This window comes from Hyalangium minutum (assembly GCF_000737315.1).
Lineage (GTDB): Bacteria > Myxococcota > Myxococcia > Myxococcales > Myxococcaceae > Hyalangium > Hyalangium minutum.
This window is the reverse complement of sequence record NZ_JMCB01000007.1, coordinates 39,796-54,279: the sequence shown is the minus strand read 5'-3', so window position 1 is coordinate 54,279 and position 14,484 is coordinate 39,796. Positions and strand designations below refer to the sequence as shown.

Below are 14,484 nucleotides of genomic sequence, written 5' to 3'. Positions count from 1 at the left end.
CCCGTGCCAGAACTTCCCAGCCTCTTCGACGCGCACCTGCACCCGGAGGCCCTGAGCAATCAGGACCTGGAGTCCATGCGCTTCTTCGGGGTGGAGCGGGCGCTGGTGGTGGCGCACCACTTCGCGGAGCCCACGGCCAAGTCGCTGCTGGCGCACTTCGATGACCTGGTGGGTCGGCAGCTGCCACGGCTGGAGAAGCTGGGCATCCGGGCGTATGCGGCGCTCGGGGTGCACCCGCGCTGCATCCCCCGGCGAGGGCTGTCCGAGGTGCTCTCGCGCCTGCCGGACTACTTCCAAGGTGGGCGCGTGGTGGCGCTGGGAGAGACGGGGCTGCACGCGGGCGGCGAGGAGGAGGAGGAGGCCTTCCTGGAGCAGCTGGCGCTGGCGCGGCGGCTGAAGCTGCGGGTGGTGGTGCACACACCGCTGCAGGACAAGGAGCGGCACACCCGGCGCATCCTCACACTGCTGCGCACCTCGGGGGTGCTGCCCACACGGGTGCTGGTGGACCACGCCACGGGGCGCACGGTGAGTGCCATCCTGGGCTGCGGACACTGGGCGGGGCTGACGCTGCACCCGGAGGCGCTCAAGGCCGAGCGCGCGGTGGCGCTGGTGCGGAAGCTCGGCAGCGAGCGGCTGGTGCTCAACTCGGATGCGGGAGATGGCGCCGGGGACATACTCGGGCTGGCGCGCCTGGCCCGCCTGCTGGCGAAGGCCAACCTCTCCGACCGCATCGTCCGGCGCGTGGCCAACGAGAACGCCGAGCGCTTCTTCCAGCTCAAGGCGTGAGGCCCCTCACGCTCAGAAGAAGATGTGGAACGTGGCGGTGCCGAGCACCTCGTCGTGCTCCACCAGCTCCATGCGGACGCCCTTGGCACCGGCCGCCTCCAGAGCCTTGCTGAGCACACCCCGCAGGAAGTGGGGAGGATCCATCAGGCGCTTGCTCGACAGAGCGAACTGCACCAGCGGCTTCGTCACCAGCTCCCAGCCCCTGCCGCCCGGCAGTTCGCGCACGGTGGCGTCGAAGAAGTTGTTGACCATGCGCAGGTTGCGCGCCGTGCGCATCAGCGTCCGCTCCGGGCCCACCACCTTGGCATGCGCGTTCATGGCCGAGCCGATTCGCGAGCTCAGGGACCGCTCCGAGTAGCGCTGGCCCAGCAGGAACTCCGCCGCCGCCGTGCCCACATCCGCCGAGAGCGCCTGGACGAGGATCCGCAGCGCCTCGGACCACACCTCCACTGGGTAGGCCACCTCCAGCTGGTGCAGCGGAGACAGGCCCAGCCGCGCGAACTCGTCCAGCGTGTGCGGCGCCAGCACCTCCGCCTCGGCCAGCAAGGTCTCCAGCGCGTGGCCGAACACCACGGGCTCGCGTCCAATCTCCTGGCTCGTCTCCAGCACCATGAAGGGCTCCCCTGTCCAGGGCGCCGGCCGCGCCCATCCAGTAGCCGCCATTCAATACGGGCCCCTTTGGCCCGCTATTGCCGTTCCGTGAAGAAATGTTTCGGCCCGTCCTGGGTTAAAACCCGCCGCCCCATCCTCTGAAGGGACCTACCCCGTGCGTCGCCTCACACTTGCTCTCGTGGCCGCCTCTGCGCTCGCAGGGTGCGCCAGTTCCACCGCCAACACCCCTGACTCCCAGGCCTCCTCCCAGGAGGCCCCCACCCCGGCTGCCGCGGCGGCTCCCCGCCCTGCGGCCCTGGTTCCAGACGCGGCGCGCCATCTGACGGGCACTGCGCCTCAGTTCCAGGCGTCCTGCCGCCAGGACATCCAGAAGGCCCGGGACTCCATCGCCCGCTTCAAGGCGCTGCCGGCGCCTCGGGAGACCGTCGCGGCGCTGGAGATCTTCGACGAGGCCGTGGCCCTGCTCGCCAACACCGCCGGGCGCGCCGCCATCGCCACCAACTCGCACCCGGACGAGGCCATGCGCACCGTCTCCCAGGAGTGCGAGACCGAGGTGGAGAAGGCCGTCACCGAGATCGGCCTGGATCGCGGCGTCTATGACGTGCTGTCCAGCTTGGACTTGAGCCAGCAGGACGGCGCCACGAAGCAGTACGTGAGCCACCAGCTGCGCGACTTCCGCCGTGTCGGCGTGGACAAGGACGAGGCCACCCGCACCCAGGTGCTCGCACTCAAGGAGGAGCTCACCAAGATTGGCCAGGAGTTCGGCAAGAACATCCGCGAGGACGTGCGCAGCGTGGAGCTGGATCCCAAGGAGCTCGCGGGCCTGCCTGACGACTACGTGCGCGCCCACGCCCCCGGCGCCAACGGCAAGGTGCGCATCACCACGGACTATCCGGACTACACGCCGTTCATGGCGTACGCCAAGAGCGCCAAGGCCCGCGAAGCCCTCTGGCGCGTCTACCGCCAGCGCGGCTACCCGAAGAACCTCGACACCCTGTCGCGCATGCTCTCCAAGCGCTACGAGCTGGCCACGCTGCTGGGCTACCCGAACTGGGCCGCCTACACCACCGAGGACAAGATGATCCGCACGGAGAAGGCCGCCGCGGACTTCATCGAGAAGATCACGACCGTCTCCGGCGCCCGCGCCAAGGCCGACTACGACACGCTGCTGGCCCGCAAGCGCAAGGACGACCCGAAGGCCGCCGTCGTCAACCCGTGGGACCAGCCGTACCTCGAGGACCGGGTGAAGGCCGAGCAGTACAACTTCGACTCGCAGGCCGTGCGCCCCTACCTCGAGTACACCCGCGTGCGCGACGGCGTGCTGGACATCACCTCGCGCATGTTCGGCATCACCTACAAGCGCGTGGCGGACGCGAAGGTCTGGTCCCCGGACATCGAGACCTATGACATCTACGAGGGCTCCACGCTGCTGGGCCGCATCTTCCTGGACATGCACCCGCGCGAGAACAAGTACAAGCACGCGGCGCAGTGGGATTTGGCCAGCGGCAGGGCCGGCAAGACGCTCCCCGAGGGCGTGCTGATGTGCAACTTCCCCAAGCCCGGCGCCGAGCCCGCGCTCATGCAGCACACCGACGTGGAGACCTTCTTCCACGAGTTCGGCCACCTGCTGCACCACATCCTCGGCGGCCGCGCGCGCTGGGCGGGCATCTCCGGCACCCGCACCGAGATGGACTTCGTCGAGGCCCCCTCGCAGATGCTCGAGGAGTGGGCCTGGTCCCCGGAGTCGCTCCAGACGTTCGCCAAGCACTACCAGTCCAACGAGCCTCTGCCCACGGACCTCATCGGCCGCATGAAGAAGGCGGACGAGTTCGGCAAGGGGCTCGGGGTGCGCCAGCAGATGTTCTACGCGTCCATCAGCCTGGGCCTCTACAACCGCGACCCCAAGGGCCTGGACACCACCGCCATGGTGAAGCAGCTCCAGGAGAAGTACACGCCCTTCAAGTACGCCTCGGACACCTACTTCCACCTGTCCTTCGGCCACCTCGATGGGTACTCGGCGGCCTACTACACCTATATGTGGTCGCTGGTGATCGCGAAGGACCTCTTCACGCCCTTCCAGGCCGAGGGCCTCATGAACCCCGCGCCCGCCATGCGCTACCGCCACACCGTGCTCGAGCCTGGTGGCGCCAAGGATGCCGCACTGCTGGTGAAGGACTTCCTCGGCCGCGAGTACGGCTTCGAGGCCTATGAGCGCTGGCTGAACGGCAACTGAGATCAGCCGCAACGCGTCGTAAAAAGCAGAGGCCCCGTGCCGTTAACGGCGCGGGGCCTCGGTGCTGTTAAGCGGTGAACAGCGGCTCACCCTGCGGTGCGAGCCGCTCCGTCAGCCTCAGTGAACGAGCGCCTCGGACAGCTCCGGCTGCAGCGTCACGCCCTGCGTCTCATCCATGCGCACCTGCACGGGGATGCCCTGGCGACGATACTGGGCCAGCGAGTCCGCCACGGTCTCCAGCATGCGCTGGTAGCGGTCCTCGAGCTCCACCGCGATCAGCAGCATCGTCTCGCCCGCGTCTTCCACGCCGGGCCGGTGCACCCGGCACCGCTGGAACCGCGCCCAGCGACCATTTTCCATCTTTACCAGCTCGCCGTCGTAAGCCATCGCGCAGCCCCCCATAAGTGGAGTGGGTTTCAGGTGCGGAGAACTCTAAACACGAATTAACTTCCTGTCATCCCCCCTTTGAAAATTCGTCAAACACCTGGAATTTCCGTGGGTTGGCGGCAAACAGGGGGACTGTTGCAAGATCCAACAGCCCAACACTCCATATTTTGTAAATTTGCCGGACTGTAAACCTGTTGATGGCAGCGTACCGCGTCAATTGTCCAGACGGCCGATCAGGCGGTCTCTGTGCCGCTCCGGTGCAGCAGGACGGTCGCGCCCCGGCGGCACTTCCCCTAGATTGGCCTGGATGAAGTTGCCACTGCCGTTCCGCCGCGATCCGACAATCGTCAAGCGGCCGGATGCCCAGGACCAGGTGGAGAAGATCCTCGCGGACTCGCTGCGGGTGCTGGGTCAGGTCTGCTCGAAAGTGGCGGACCTCATCGAGGCCCAGCGCCTGGAGCGCCAGGGCTACCGGCAGCAGCAGGACTTCCTGCGGCGGCTGGACCAGGAGCCCGGTCCCCAGGGCCCAAAGAAGGAGTAGTGGCCCACTCCTCTTATGTCCCCTGACGACATTCCCACGTGTCTTGGCGCAATGGCCTCGTGGCTGGATCCCAGCCGTGGCCGCCCGCCGATGCCCGCACTGAATGACGAGGAGGGGCTGAGGCTGCCCGCAGGGCTCCCGCCGGTGGTGGATGCGCACGTGCACCTCTTCCCGGACCGCGTCGTCGAGGCCATCTGGCGCTGGTTCGAGCAGTACGGCTGGCCCATCCGCTACAAGCTGCACACGCCCGAGGCGGTGGCCTTCCTGCTGTCGCGCGGAGTGAGCCGGGTGGTGGCGCTGGCCTACTCGCACAAGCCGGGCATGGCGCGCATGCTCAACCAGTACATGGCCGAGGTGGTGAAGACCGAGCCGCGCGTCATGGGGCTGGCCACGGTGCTGCCCGGCGAGGAGGGCGCGGCGGACATCCTCGCCGAGGCCTTCGCGATGGGGCTCTCGGGCGTGAAGCTGCACTGCCACGTGCAGTGCTTCGCTCCAGACGCCCCCGCACTGCACGAAGTCTACGCCGCATGCGCCCAGGCGGGCCGTCCGCTCGTCATGCACGCCGGACGCGAGCCCTCGAGCCCGCACTACAAGTGTGACGCCCACGCGCTATGTGCGGTAGAGCGGGTGGAGCGCGTGCTCCAGGACCACCCCACGCTGAAGCTCTGCGTGCCCCACCTCGGGGCGGACGAGTTCGACGGCTACGTGCGCCTGCTGGAGCGCTACGACACCCTCTGGCTGGACACCACCATGGCCATGGCGGACTACTTCCCCATCGCCTTGCCGCGCCGTGCCTTGGATGTGCGCCCCGAGCGCATCCTCTATGGGACGGACTTCCCCCAGCTGCCCTACGCGTGGGACCGGGAGCTGAAGCAGTTGCTGGGACTGAAGCTGGGGGATGAGACCGAGGCGGGGCTGCTCGGTCAGAACGCACTGCGTCTATTCGGGGCCGGCGCGCCCTGAAAAGATCATTCCTGTGAGGACCCGGTGTTGAAAATTGGATCCCCCACTTCCGCTATGGAGAGATCGATCCCATCTTGGCCACCATAGAATCACCCCACCCCCGTTGACTGTCTTACCGAGGCCTCACCATGTCCCACATCCTGGTCGTCGATGACGACGCGAGCCACCGCACGCTCATCTGCGATGCCCTCGAGGAATTGGGTTACCGCACCGTCCAGGCCTCCAACGGCCGGGAGGCGCTGGACCTGTTGGAGGGTGACATGCCCGCCGCGGTGCTGTTGGACCTGCGGATGCCCGTCATGAGCGGGTGGGGCTTGCTGGACGCGCTGAAGAAGATGCCGCGTGCCCGCAACCTCCCCATCATCATCATCTCGGGCTACGGCTTCGAGTGGGAGGCGGAGCTGGTCGGTGCCGCCGGCTACATCTCCAAGCCCGTGGATCTCGACAAGGTGCGGATGACGGTGCAGCAGATCGTCGGCCCGCCCGAGATGTCCCTGATGCACTGACGCGCGCTGCCCCGCGCATGCACGACGGGGCGAGGCGGTCGCGGTACGATGGCTGTGCAGCCATCCCTCACCGCCTTTGAGGTAGCCCTCCGTGGCACAGGACAACTCCCATTCCCGTGGTCCGAAGGGTGGACCTCCTGGCAAGCCTCCGCCGGAGAGCGCTCCCACCGTTCCCGAGATGCCCATCGTGGACGTGGGAGAGAAGCGCTCCTCCAGCGCTTCGACGGTGCCCATGCGGCCGGCGCCCCGAACCGGAGAGCGGGGGATCCACAGCGCTCCCACCGTGCCCATGAAGCCGGTCCGCTTCTCCGACCTCGTTCCCGAAGCGGGTGAAGCCCCTGGACGCGCGCCACCGCCAGCGGCTCCACCGTCCGAGCCCTCACGGACCCAGGCCTCGCGGGCTGCCGTGCCTGCCGCCGCCAGCGCCCCGCCTCCGGCTTCGCCCGCGCAGCCCGCAGCGAAATCCAGTGCCGCTCCTGCTCCCGCGAGTGAGGCCTCCCGCTCCGTTCCCGCAGTCACGAAGTTCGCCGAGCGGCCCGCGGGCGACCGCGCCGGCACGAGCTCCCCTGGCAGAGCCGCGCTCCCGCCGAAGCGTCCAGCGGAGGCCCGCGCGGATGAGCCGCCAGCCGATGTGCCTCGCAAAGCCGGGCAATCCACCTCGGTAATGTTGAAGGCCAGCCACCTTCACAAGCTGGCGGAGCAGGCCGAGAAAGAGCGCAAGTTCGCCCTCACGCGGAAGGGCTCGTCCCGCACCACCCGAGCCCCCTTCCCCTCCATCCGGCCCGCTGCACCGGATGCAGCCCCGCCAGTTCCCGCCGCAGCGCCCCAGGCCACGGGCCCGAGGCCCGCGCTGGGCAGCAACCCTCGCGTCCTTCTGAGCGGAGAGGCCACAGGCCCGCAGCGAGTTCACAGCCCTGACGTGAACCTCGTCTACGACGGCCGCGCTCCCGCCGAGGGCCTCTCCATCACCCACCCCGAGGCGAGCCTCCGGGCCCCCGTGCAGAGCTACCCAGGCCAGCGCACGGTCATCCACACGCAGAACGTCATCAACCCGTACGCCGTGGCGGTCAACCCGCGCTACGCGCCGCGCTCCCAAGAGCCACGCGAGTCCGGGCACCTCTTCGTCTTCGACGTCATGAACTCGCAGCACACGACGCTGGAGCGAGCCTTCGCCGTGGGCTTCTCCGGCCACTTCCGGCCTGGCACGCCCACGGAGCTGTGGAAGTGGCTGAACGAGACCGCGCCCTCGCGAGGGTGGCGCGCGGTGGATGGCCCGGCCCTGCTGGAGGCCGCGGCCAAGGGACTGCCCATCATCGCCCTGGCCAAGACGGCCGTGGGTCTGCGGTTCGCCGTGGTGGAGCCGGGCCCACCGGGTCCCGGAGGCAAGCCCCTGTTGGCCAGTGCGCACGAACCTCGTGGGCAGCGGCAAGCTCCCGAGCAGATGTTCGGCTCGGGCGCGGTACGCTACCTGGCTCACGACTGACTCGGAGCCGAGTCCCAAGAGGAGTCACACGTCATGGTGGAAAAGCTGACCCTGAGCGATGCCGAGTGGCGCAAGCGCCTCACTCCTGAGGAGTACGATGTGCTGCGCCAGCACGGCACGGAGTACCCGGGCACGGGGTGCTTCCTGGGCACGAAGGATCCTGGAACCTACGTCTGCGCCGGCTGCCGCAACCCGCTCTTCAAAGCGGGCGTGAAGTTCGAGTCCGGCACCGGGTGGCCCTCCTTCACGCAGACCATCGGCCCGGACGCGGTGGCCGAAATTCAGGATCGCTCGCACGGGATGGTCCGCACCGAGGTGCGCTGCGCCCGGTGTGACGGCCACCTCGGCCACGTCTTCCCGGATGGCCCGCCTCCCACCGGGCTGCGCTACTGCATGAACTCGGTGGCGATGAAGCACGTGCCGGAGGGCCAGCCCATCGAGCTGGTGAAGAAGTAGCGCCCACCGGTCATCTCGTGCCGGGCCCGGACGTGCGTTCGTCTGACCGAAGTGCGTCGACGAGCAACCGGGCCTGGGGCGACAGTTCGCGGTACCGGCGCACGCACAAGCAGAGGCGGCGCACCGCCCAGGCGTCGCTCAAGACGACCTTGCGAAGGGCCCTGGAGCGCTGACAGCGGCGAGCCGCGGTCTCGGGAACCACTCCGATGCCGACGCCCCGCTCCACCATCCGGCAGACCGCGTCAAAGCTGCGCAGCCGCACCCGGTACTTGGGACGGCGGCCCAGGCGGGCAGCCTGTGAGGCCAGATACTGCTGGAGCGCACTCCCCTCCCCCAACCCGATGAAAGGCTCTCCGAGCACCTCGGCGAAGGCAACCGTGCGGCGCCCCGCGAGGGGATGGCCTCGTGACGTCACGAGCACCAACCGATCCGGCTGGAGCAGAAAGGTCTCGAGCCCTCCGAGGTCCACCGTATCGGCGACGAGCCCCACCTCGGCCCGGCCCTCGGCCACTGCGGGGATGATCTCGGAGCTGAGCCGCTCTTCCAGATCCACATCCACCTCTGGGTGAACGGCAAGGAAAGCGCTGAGCTTCTCGGGCAGGAACTCGGTCATCGCCGCCGTGTTGGACAAGAGACGCACCTGCCCCTTCAACCCTCCCGCGAAGCTCGCGAGCTCGCCGCGCATGAGTTCGACCTGCTGCAGCACGGCCTGCGCATGGTGGACCAGAGCCCGTCCCGCCGCCGTCAGGCGGACCCCACGCCGCTCCCGCTCCAGGAGCGGCACCTTCAATTCTTCCTCCATTCCCCGGAGCCGTGCGCTGGCAGAGGCCAAGGCCAGATGAGCCCGCTCCGCGCCTCGAGTGATGCTCCCGGCTTCCGCCACCCAGAGAAACAGCCGCAGATCCGTCAGGTCGAAGCGCATCATGGCTCCCGGAGCAAGGCGCACCGCTCTGCCTTCGGAGAATCCGAAGGCTACCTTCGCCACTGCCACATTGTCTGGGGCCTCGACGGCTCGCAAGCTCGTGGCATGAACACCTGGATGCTTCTGGCCGGAGCAGGCTTCCTCGCGGGTGCCATGAACGCCCTCGCGGGAGGCGGCTCGTTCGTCACCCTCCCCGCTCTCATGCTCGTGGGCGTGCCTTCGGTCTCCGCGAATGCTTCCAGCACGGTCGCGCTGCTGCCCGGGAGCCTCGCCAGCACGTGGGCCTACCGGGCTGACCTCACGGCCATGGGTGGAGTCTCCCTTCGCGCCTTGATGGGGGTGAGCCTCGCCGGTGGGTTCGTGGGCGCACTGCTGCTGCTGCTCACGCCCCTCTCCGTCTTCAATGCGTTCATCCCGTGGCTGCTGCTGCTGGCGACGCTGGTGTTCGTATTCGGTCCACGCGCAGGCCAGGTGTTGCGGCGCACTCGGCGCATCGGAGCAGGCCCGGTGCTCATGGCTCAGTTCCTGCTCGCGGTGTACGGCGGCTACTTCGGCGGGGCCGTGGGCATCATGATGATGGCGGTGTGGAGCCTGCTCAGCCCCGCGGAGCTCACCACCTTGAACCCGGCCAAGACGCTCCTCGTCGCCGCCACGAATGCCGTCGCCGTGGTGTGCTTCATCGCCGCGGGCAAGGTGTGGTGGCCCCAGACACTGGCCCTGCTGTTCGCCGCCATGTGGGGCGGCTATCTGGGAGCGCGGGCTGCCCGGTATTGGGCCCCCCGGCGCCTCCGGATGGGCGTCTCGATTCTCTCCGCCCTCATCACGCTCGCGTACTTCCTGCGAGCGCCCTGAACCCGACGCTACTCCTCGCGATGGGAGACGGGCTCCTCGCCGCGCAGGCGCGCCTGCTCGTCGATGTCGGGATCGCGCTGGTCTGGCTCTGGCTCCAGGCGGGCCTGACGCTCACTGGCCTTCCACGACTCCTCGGCGTCTCGGGCGTGCACTCGCGCGGCGGCCTCGTCGTCCTGCTGGCCCGTCCACGTGGTGTGCCCTCCCGCGAAGCCCTCCAGCGGACGGGGCTCCCGCCGGGACTCCACCTCCAGGTCCTTCTCTTCCTGCTCGCGCAGCCGCTGCCGCTCCTGCTCGCGCTCGCGCTGGTGCTGCCTCTCGATAGGACTGTCCGCCATGCTCGGCACCTCCGGGTCCAAGGTGCGAACCACCGCCGCCCGTGTCATCCCGCAGGGCCCCTAGCGCGTCCGTAGGTCCGGCGAGGAGGCGGGTAAGCAAGGCTTGCCCGCCAGGCCCTCGTGAGCGGTATACAGCCTCGCGAGCCTCAGACAGGCCCGCTCTCGGGCCATACCCGCCGTCAGAAGGAGCCTCCCATGGAGCAGAGCACCTGCGATCTCTCGGACGCGTACGGCGAACAGGCCCGCGTCCTGCCTCCCCTCTTCCGGAACTTCGGCGGCAAGCGCCGCTTCCAGGGCCCCGTGGTGACGGTCAAGTGCTTCGAGGACAACTCGCGGGTGAAGGAGCTGGTGGGCACGCTCGGCGAGGGCCGGGTGCTGGTGGTCGACGGCGGAGGCAGCCAGCGCTACGCCCTGATGGGAGACATGCTCGCCCAGCAGGCGCTCGGCCACGGCTGGGCGGGCGTGGTCATCTTCGGCTGCGTGCGCGACACCGCGGTGCTCGAGACGCTGGACCTGGGAATCCGGGCGCTCGGGGTCACTCCACGTCGCTCCCTGAAGAACGGCGAGGGCCAGGTGAACGTCCCCCTGGAGATCGCCGGCACGCGCTGCAACCCCGGCGACATGCTGTTCGCCGATGAGGATGGCGTCCTCCTCATCGATCCCGCGGTGCTCGCTGCCAAGAAGGGCTGAGGCGTCCGGCGCGCCTTTCTGACCAGCTCCACCCGTACCGCACGGCCACGAACACCCCGAAGCCCGCCACCAGATCGACGGCGTAGTGGTAGCGCAGATACACCGTCGACACGATGAGCCCCACCGCCACCGGGAGCATCCACCGGAAGCGGCGCGGATGCTCTCGCCGATCGTGCTCAAGGAGCACGCACGTCATCAGCACGTGGAGGCTGGGGAAGACGTCGTAGACCGCGCTGCCGTGCCGCACCACCCAATCATTGAGCGTGGTGATGGGACCGCCCGAGAGGGGCGTCCCGAAGCTCCCCTGCAGGGCCTTCAACGGTCCCTCGGCGGGCACGAGCAGATAACCGGCAATCCCCAGTGGCAGGGCGGTGAACATCCACTCGAAGAGCCGTCTCCCCTTCTCCAGCGGCTGCCACAGCGCGTAGGCGAGCGCGCCATGGAAGTAGAGGTGATACGAGAGGTAGCACGTGCTCATGAGCTCGGTGAGCCAGGGCCTCGCGAAGGGAGCGAGCAGCACCGCGGGGGTCTCTCCCCACAGCGTGCGATCCAGCCCGAGCAACAGCTCGTCACGAACAGAGAGACCCAGCGTGGGCACTACGAGCCGGGGCGTGCTGAACAGCGCCAGGCCCACGACGTAGGCGCTCGCGAGCCGCACCTTCTGCAGGAGCACCGAGGCAGTGCTCCGGAGCGCCACGAGCACCACGGCCTGAAAGATCGCCACGCCCGCGATCATCCCCGTCGCCGGATGCATCAGCCCTGCGCTCGCCCCGAGCCACACGAGGAGGCCCAGCGTGAGGAGCCCTTGCGCGGCCTCGTGTGCCCACAGCTTCGGCACCTCAGCCATGAGCGGACAGGTCCAGCTCCGGCGACCGGCGGCCCAGCGAGTGCAGCACCCACCGCCGCACGAAGGCGAAGTACGAGGGGATGAACGGAGCGCCCTGCGCGGTGAGCTCGTCCTTCAGCAGCGCGTGGAGCCTCGGCAGGTTGTACCAGGGCACTCGGGGAAAGAGGTGGTGCTCGAGGTGGTAGTTCTCGTTGCACATGAAGAAGGTCGTCACCGGGTTGGTGAGGATCGTCCGGCTGCCCCGAATCGGGTGAGCGGGCTCGGCCAGGAGCGTGTGCTGGCTCATGCCCCGGATGTTCACCAGGGTGTTGATGATGATCATCGGGATGACCCAGCCGTGGAGCAGCGCCCCGCGCGGCAGCGGCGAAGCCACCACCAGCACCCCGAGCCCCAAGACCGCAGCCACTTCGAAGGCGATCCACCTGCGGTCCGAGGCCGTGCCTTGCCGCCACCCGAGAATGGGGATCATCGTGATGTACGCGGGATAGCCGAGCAGCAGGCGTCCCCAGTTCATCAAGAAGACGAGCCACGGGCGCGGTGTGTAGTTCGTGTAGTGGTCCGGATCATGGCCACCGCCCAGGTCGGCGTGGTGCCGCAGGTGCAGCACCTTGTACGCGGAGAAGTTCTGCAGCACCGGCCACGCGCAGACCGCGCCGAGCGCCCGGTTCCATCCGAGCTGCCGTGCGAGCGCCCCGTGTACACCTTCGTGGGTAAAGAGGCTGATGCCGTGCAGCGAGGCCGCCGCGAGCAGATAGAGCGGCGCCCGCACGAGCCACCCGAGCGGCCCCGTCACCCGCTCCGCCAACACCGTCACCGCGGCGGCGGCCCCCAGGTAGAGCGCGGCGAACACCACCAGGCGCACGAGGTGCCGGTGCTCGATTCGCTGCAGTTCATTCAGCTTTTCCGCCGGCAGTGAAATGGCGCGCATGGAGGAGCCCTCCCAGAGGCCCCCATGTTATAGCGAGACGTCACTTCACTGCGGTGGGAGGAACGGAAGTTGAGCCGTCTCAAGTTCGCGGTCGTCCGCGAGGATCCCGAGCTGGAGGCACAGCTCGTGCGCGCGACCGGAGCCCACTCCGTGCTGCTGGTGGCCTCGGGCGGCTGCACCGCGCTCTCACTGAAACATGAGTTCCCCCAGCTCGAAGTCTTTGCCTTCGACTCCAACCCCGCCCAGCTCGCACACTTGCAGGACAAGGCAGCGGCCGTGGAGCGCGGCGAGCTGAACCGGCTCAATGTCGGGGACTCCTCGCGCGAGGGGCTGAACCAGTGCGGCGCCTTCGAGGGGCTCTTCCGCATCCTCCGTGGCTTCCTGCTGGAGTTCGTGCTGACGGAGGAGGAGCTCGAGTCCTACTTCGCACCCGGCACTCCGCTCTCGGCCCGCCGCTCTCTGTTCCAGCGCTGGCGAGCCTCGCCCTACTGGCCCGCGGCATTCGCCGTCACGTTCGTCGACGACTTCCTGCACGCCATGTTCGGCCCGGCGGCCACGCAGCATGCGGAGCGGGGCTCCTATCCCGGCTACTTCCAGCGCGCCTTCGAGCGCGGGCTCTCGCGGACCGATGGCGCTCGCAACCCCTTCCTCCAGAACGTCCTGCTCGGGCGCTACCGGTCCGAGGATGCTCCGACCTACGTCCACGCGGGGCGAGCGCTCCCGGTAAACCTGATCGAGGGCTCGCTGCTCGACGTGCCGGACCTCGGGCGCTTCGAGCTGATCCACCTCTCGAACATCTTCGACTGGTCGGGCGACGCGCTCGTCGCGTCCTGGGCGGAGCGGCTGGTGCACGAGGCCAAGCCAGGGGCGCGCATCTTCCTCCGGCAGCTGAACAACCAGCGCACGCTGCGCCGCTTCTTCGAGCCCGCATTCGTGTTCGATGACGCGCTGAGCGAGGGCTTCCTGGATCGGGATCGCAGTCTCTTCTACGAGCGCTTCGAGATCGGCACCAAGGTCAGCCCTCCATGAGCCGCGTCCGCTTCGTGCTCACCGACGCGAGCGGGATCGCTCCCTACGTGCCGGAGCTGCGGCGCCTGGAGAAGTCGATCCTCTATCCCATCGGCGACGGAGCGGATCACTTCTTCATCGACCATGGTCCCGAGTACCACCCATTCTTCTCGGGCCTGGGCGAGGCCCGGTTCCTCCTGGCACTCCGGGGCGAGCGAGTCATTGGCTCCATCGCGGGCGTGATGCGGGATGTCTTCGTGAGCGGCCGGAAGTTCCGCGCGCTTTACCTGTGCGATCTCAAGGTGGCCGCCGAGGAGCGCGGCCAGGGGCTCTCGCGCCGGCTCATCCAGACGGGGCTCGGCAGGGTCATCCTCGATCGCGGCCTGCGGCAGACGCGCCTCTTCTATGGAGCCGCGATGCGAGGAGCCACCGGCGACGTGATGCGCACGGCCCAAGGAGCGCACCCGTTCAAGATGAGCAATGCGGGCGTCCGGCTGCAGCTCTACTTCGCTTCACCGGAGGCGCTGGCGCGGCTGGAGCTCGACAAGGCGCCCCCTCCGCCTCGCTCGCCGGGGGCGGTGCTGGGCCCAGCGGGGCACGTGGACGAGCCGGGGTTCTGCTCGACGGCGGGACGCAAGGATCTGCGGCTCGTGTCCTCGGGACAGCCCTGGCCGCTCATCCACCTGCCCCTGGGTCCCGAAGCGTGGCAGCCCTCGTGGGGGGCCTACCTGCGACGGTGCGGCGAAGAGCTCGTCCGGCACGGCCTCCCCGGCAGCGCCTGCTTCGCGATCGACGAGCGCCTGGGCGACCACATCTCCTGGCTGTCTTCTCAGGGAGTCACTCCAGGCGCGGTCTGCACGGTCTACTCGCTCCGGCTCTCGCTCCAGCCAGCCGCCGTCACGTGGGTGCACATGCCCACCTCCGAGATCTGACGC

At 68.6% G+C, this 14,484-nt stretch carries 17 protein-coding genes; 11 read left to right on the top strand and 6 right to left on the bottom strand.

Annotated elements, in window-relative coordinates; translation table 11 throughout:
• Window positions 1-3 precede the first annotated feature (3 nt).
• Window positions 4-786 carry a TatD family hydrolase gene (locus tag DB31_RS19880; RefSeq protein ID WP_044190297.1) on the top strand — a complete coding sequence of 261 codons (783 nt, stop codon included), beginning with the start codon at window positions 4-6 and terminating at the stop codon, window positions 784-786.
• A gap of 12 nt (window positions 787-798) precedes the next feature.
• Here the strand turns inward: DB31_RS19880 and DB31_RS19875 are convergent, their stop codons facing one another.
• Window positions 799-1,398: a DUF2378 family protein gene (locus DB31_RS19875; protein WP_044190295.1), complete on the bottom strand. Its 600-nt coding sequence runs from the start codon at window positions 1,396-1,398 to the stop codon at window positions 799-801.
• A 154-nt stretch (window positions 1,399-1,552) separates the two neighbouring features.
• Here DB31_RS19875 and DB31_RS19870 point away from each other — a divergent pair, with 154 nt between their 5' ends.
• Entirely contained in the window at window positions 1,553-3,631 is a 2,079-nt protein-coding gene (locus DB31_RS19870) for a M3 family metallopeptidase (RefSeq protein ID WP_083968505.1), read from the top strand.
• A gap of 117 nt (window positions 3,632-3,748) precedes the next feature.
• Here DB31_RS19870 and DB31_RS19865 read toward each other — a convergent pair whose 3' ends face one another.
• Window positions 3,749-4,018, bottom strand: coding sequence for a hypothetical protein (locus DB31_RS19865; protein WP_044190291.1), 270 nt, complete (start codon window positions 4,016-4,018; stop codon window positions 3,749-3,751).
• Window positions 4,019-4,325: 307 nt separating this feature from the next.
• Here DB31_RS19865 and DB31_RS19860 point away from each other — a divergent pair, with 307 nt between their 5' ends.
• From DB31_RS19860 to msrB, 5 genes are all read left to right on the top strand, one after another.
• A complete protein-coding gene (locus tag DB31_RS19860; RefSeq protein WP_044190813.1) occupies window positions 4,326-4,559 on the top strand; it encodes a hypothetical protein in 234 nt (77 codons plus the stop codon).
• A gap of 51 nt (window positions 4,560-4,610) precedes the next feature.
• Complete coding sequence (locus tag DB31_RS19855; RefSeq protein ID WP_240486777.1) at window positions 4,611-5,522, top strand: amidohydrolase family protein; 912 nt, start codon at window positions 4,611-4,613, stop codon at window positions 5,520-5,522.
• 128 nt (window positions 5,523-5,650) lie between these two features.
• A complete protein-coding gene (locus DB31_RS19850; RefSeq protein ID WP_044190286.1) occupies window positions 5,651-6,028 on the top strand; it encodes a response regulator in 378 nt (125 codons plus the stop codon).
• A 91-nt stretch (window positions 6,029-6,119) separates the two neighbouring features.
• Window positions 6,120-7,511 (top strand): hypothetical protein, encoded by a 1,392-nt coding sequence (locus DB31_RS19845; protein WP_157232082.1) that lies wholly within the window; start codon window positions 6,120-6,122, stop codon window positions 7,509-7,511.
• Between the two features lie 33 nt (window positions 7,512-7,544).
• Window positions 7,545-7,967, top strand: a complete 423-nt coding sequence (gene msrB / locus DB31_RS19840) for a peptide-methionine (R)-S-oxide reductase MsrB (RefSeq protein ID WP_044190283.1) — start codon at window positions 7,545-7,547, stop codon at window positions 7,965-7,967.
• A 10-nt stretch (window positions 7,968-7,977) separates the two neighbouring features.
• Here the strand turns inward: msrB and DB31_RS19835 are convergent, their stop codons facing one another.
• Complete coding sequence (locus DB31_RS19835) at window positions 7,978-8,892, bottom strand: LysR substrate-binding domain-containing protein (RefSeq protein WP_240486776.1); 915 nt, start codon at window positions 8,890-8,892, stop codon at window positions 7,978-7,980.
• A 102-nt stretch (window positions 8,893-8,994) separates the two neighbouring features.
• Between DB31_RS19835 and DB31_RS19830 the strand changes: the two genes are divergently transcribed.
• Window positions 8,995-9,741, top strand: a complete 747-nt coding sequence (locus tag DB31_RS19830) for a sulfite exporter TauE/SafE family protein (RefSeq protein WP_044190279.1) — start codon at window positions 8,995-8,997, stop codon at window positions 9,739-9,741.
• An 8-nt stretch (window positions 9,742-9,749) separates the two neighbouring features.
• Here DB31_RS19830 and DB31_RS19825 read toward each other — a convergent pair whose 3' ends face one another.
• Window positions 9,750-10,076 carry a hypothetical protein gene (locus DB31_RS19825; RefSeq protein WP_044190808.1) on the bottom strand — a complete coding sequence of 109 codons (327 nt, stop codon included), beginning with the start codon at window positions 10,074-10,076 and terminating at the stop codon, window positions 9,750-9,752.
• 195 nt (window positions 10,077-10,271) lie between these two features.
• On the opposite strand from DB31_RS19825, the gene rraA reads away from it, so the two are divergent.
• Entirely contained in the window at window positions 10,272-10,766 is a 495-nt protein-coding gene (rraA, locus tag DB31_RS19820; protein WP_044190276.1) for a ribonuclease E activity regulator RraA, read from the top strand.
• Here the strand turns inward: rraA and DB31_RS19815 are convergent.
• Window positions 10,729-11,613 (bottom strand): phosphatase PAP2 family protein, encoded by an 885-nt coding sequence (locus DB31_RS19815; protein WP_052420114.1) that lies wholly within the window; start codon window positions 11,611-11,613, stop codon window positions 10,729-10,731. The genes rraA and DB31_RS19815 overlap by 38 nt on opposite strands.
• On the bottom strand, window positions 11,606-12,541 hold the full coding sequence (locus DB31_RS19810) for a fatty acid desaturase family protein (RefSeq protein WP_044190273.1): 936 nt from the start codon (window positions 12,539-12,541) through the stop codon (window positions 11,606-11,608). The genes DB31_RS19815 and DB31_RS19810 overlap by 8 nt, the downstream gene beginning before the upstream one ends.
• 69 nt (window positions 12,542-12,610) lie before the next feature.
• Between DB31_RS19810 and DB31_RS19805 the strand changes: the two genes are divergently transcribed.
• A complete protein-coding gene (locus DB31_RS19805) occupies window positions 12,611-13,570 on the top strand; it encodes a DUF3419 family protein (protein ID WP_157232081.1) in 960 nt (319 codons plus the stop codon).
• Window positions 13,567-14,481: a GNAT family N-acetyltransferase gene (locus DB31_RS19800; protein ID WP_044190269.1), complete on the top strand. Its 915-nt coding sequence runs from the start codon at window positions 13,567-13,569 to the stop codon at window positions 14,479-14,481. The genes DB31_RS19805 and DB31_RS19800 overlap by 4 nt, the downstream gene beginning before the upstream one ends.
• The last annotated feature ends 3 nt before the right edge of the window (window positions 14,482-14,484 follow it).